The 2802-nt window shown below is 65.7% G+C and carries 3 protein-coding genes; all 3 read right to left on the bottom strand.

Annotated elements, in window-relative coordinates; translation table 11 throughout:
* A partial coding sequence (locus EOA27_RS30585) for an SDR family NAD(P)-dependent oxidoreductase (protein WP_127257991.1) occupies positions 1-255 on the bottom strand: 255 nt, incomplete at its 3' end.
* Positions 256-281: 26 nt separating this feature from the next.
* Positions 282-1649 (bottom strand): MmgE/PrpD family protein, encoded by a 1368-nt coding sequence (locus tag EOA27_RS30580; RefSeq protein ID WP_126081388.1) that lies wholly within the window; start codon positions 1647-1649, stop codon positions 282-284.
* A gap of 27 nt (positions 1650-1676) precedes the next feature.
* Positions 1677-2570, bottom strand: a complete 894-nt coding sequence (locus tag EOA27_RS30575) for an NAD(P)-dependent oxidoreductase (RefSeq protein ID WP_126081389.1) — start codon at positions 2568-2570, stop codon at positions 1677-1679.
* Positions 2571-2802: the final 232 nt, after the last annotated feature.

Below are 2802 nucleotides of genomic sequence, written 5' to 3'. Positions count from 1 at the left end.
ATTGACCAGTATGTCGATGTCGCGGAATTCCGCCGGCACCTGTTCCAGGCAAGCGTCGACGGCCGACGCGTCGGTGATGTCCAGCGGGAGCGCAAAGACCTCGCCGCCCAGTTGGTTTGACAACGCCTGAAGCGCCTCGGCCTGCCGGTCGGCAAGCACGATGCGCGTGCCGTCGGCCTGGAGGCTTGTCGCGATGGCTCTGCCGATGCCGCTCGCGGCGCCGGTGACGAAAGCTGTCTTTCGCCGAACTGTCATTCAGCGTCCTCCATGCGCCTTCCCGCTCAAGCCGCTCTTCGCGGCCTGGCCTTTTCCTTGGTGGCGCAGAGCGGCATCAGCCGGCCGGCATCCTTCTTGGACTCCAGCCGGTCGATGAAGTCCTCGATCGACCTTGCGGCCTCGCCGCCCACGATCGGCGCGGCGGCCGATCTGAAGCGCTCGCGGATTTCGGCTTCGGTCGCCGGGATCACATCCGGAAGCCCCATCGACAGCTGCCGCCCGTCCCCGAGCACGACATCGATGCTGGCGCCCTGCTTGGCCGGAAACTGTGCCGTCAGTTCGTCGCTAGCCGAGAGGTCGCTGGCATCGATCAGCCGCAGCGTCTCCTTATCCCGCAGGTCCCTGTAGTTGTCTTCCGAGAGACGGCCGCTGGCGAACACCGCTGCAACGCCATAAGGAATGCTCATCTTGGCCTGGAGTGAACGCTCGAAGGGGCCGGTGTTGTCACAACCCGGATAGGCCGCCGCGGCGGCGGGGACACGGATGTGGATCCGCTCGACGGGGGCTGCGCCGGGACCGATCATCTCGACGAGCTTGAGCGCGGTCTGGCAGGCCGTCTGGGCGAAATTACAGGCAGGCGCCGCCTTGTGGTAGACGGCCAGGATATCGGCCTCGCCGTCGGGGAAGAGCTGCACCGGCCCCCGCATCGGCCGGCGTGCGAAGGCGGCGAAGTAACCGGATTTTCCCTCAAGCACGTCCGGGCTGCCATAGGCACCGGCGGCCGCAAGCTGGACCGCCATCCAGGCGTTGCGCGCGGCAAAGCCCGGATGAAAGAACATGTCCGATCCGCCGCTCTTCGGCCACTGGTTGAGGCCGGACGACGTGTTGGCGGCAAAGGCGATCGCGGCCGCGGTCTGTTCCTTGTCGAGGCCGATGAACCGCGCGGCGCCACATCCCGCGCCGATCGGAGCCACCAGCCCCGTCGGCCTGAACAGTCCCGAAAGCTCGCGGTCGATGAGCATCCGGCCCAGCCGCCCGCCGACCTCATAGGCGACGATTGCCGCCCGCAGCAGGTCGATCCCCGAAACCGTCTTCGTTTCGGCGAGCGCCAGCAGCAGCGGCCAGACGACGACGCCGTGATGGCATACGGATCCGGCGTGCATGTCCTCGCGGACCAGCCCATGCCCCTTGACCGCATTGACGAAGGCCGCGTCCGCCGGTGTGGCCTGCCGACTTTCGCCAATGATGTGGCCGCCGCGCGCCGGCGTCACCGCGGCCAGCGCTTGCTGGCTCGGATCGAGCGCGGACGCCTCGAAGGCGCAGCCGAGGAAATCGAGCAGACAAAGCTTTGCCTTGGCGGTGACGGCAGGACTGAACACTTCCAAGGGCAGGCCGGCCAGCGTGTCGGCCAATTGCTTCGTGAAGCTTGCCATTTCCCAAGTCCTCCGCGGTTCCCACCTTCAGGCGCGGATTTCTATTCCCGCCCATTCTTCGACGATGCGTACCATCGAAGTGAAGTCCGAGTCCGGTCCGAAACGGGCATTCGTGGCGGCGAGCATCTGTCTTACCAGCGAGCCCGCGACCATCGGCACGCCGAGATTCTCCGCCTCGTCGACGCACATGCGGACGTCTTTGTAGGAGAGGGCGGTGGCGAAGCCGAAATCGAACGTTCCCGGCAGCACAGCGCGGGGAAACTTGTCCTGGGTGGCGCTGTTGCGGCCGCTCGAGGCATTGATAATGTCGCACATGATGCGCGGGTCCAGCCCGGATTTCACACCCATCGCCAGCGCCTCGGCCGAGAGCAGGATGACGGCCGCCGCGATCATGTTATTGCCGAGCTTGGCGACCTGGGCGGTGCCGGCGTTTTCGCCACAGTAGAACCGCTTGCCGAAATTGGCCAGCACCGGGTCGATCTCATCGAACACCGACTTCTTGCAAGAGACCATTACCGCGAGCGAGCCGCTGCTGGCTCCGGCGATGCCGCCAGAAACCGGCGCGTCGACCCAGGCGATGCCGCGGCCGGCCAGCTCCGCCGCGATGGTCTTGGCCATGCTGGGCCCGGTCGTTGACAGGTCGATCACCACTTTGGCTTTCGCGCCCGATGTCAAGCCATCGGCGCCGAGCACGACCTCCTTGACGATCGGCGGCGTCGGCAGGCTGCAGAACACCACCTCGGCCTCGTCGGCGACGGCGGCGGCCGTGGCGGCCACGCTTATAGAATTGCCCGGCAGGTCCGTGGCGGCATCCGGCCTGCGGTCATGGACGATGACATGGTGGCCCGCTTCAGCAAGCCGTCTTACCATAGGCGCGCCCATGCGGCCGAGCCCAACGAACCCAAGCGTTCGAGTCTGCAAAGTTTTTACTCCGGGAAGGCCGCCTGGTGCAGACGGCCATGAGCTAGCAAATAAGCCAATTCCAGAGCGCAGCATAAGCTTCGCTCGCCGCATAACAGCTTTGCAGGGCGCCGGTTGGGCCTCCCTTGTCAACCATCGCTCAGTGCCCCAAACTCAGGCGTTTGCCGCGTGCTTCGACAATGCGGTTTCCCGCATTCGAGCCAAGGGCCGCACCTGATGTTCGATCTGAAGC

It is taken from the genome of Mesorhizobium sp. M2A.F.Ca.ET.037.01.1.1, assembly GCF_003998075.1.
In the GTDB taxonomy this organism is placed as follows: Bacteria; Pseudomonadota; Alphaproteobacteria; order Rhizobiales; family Rhizobiaceae; genus Mesorhizobium.
The sequence above is the reverse complement of the archived record's forward strand: the minus strand, read 5'-3'. Positions and strand labels throughout refer to the sequence as shown.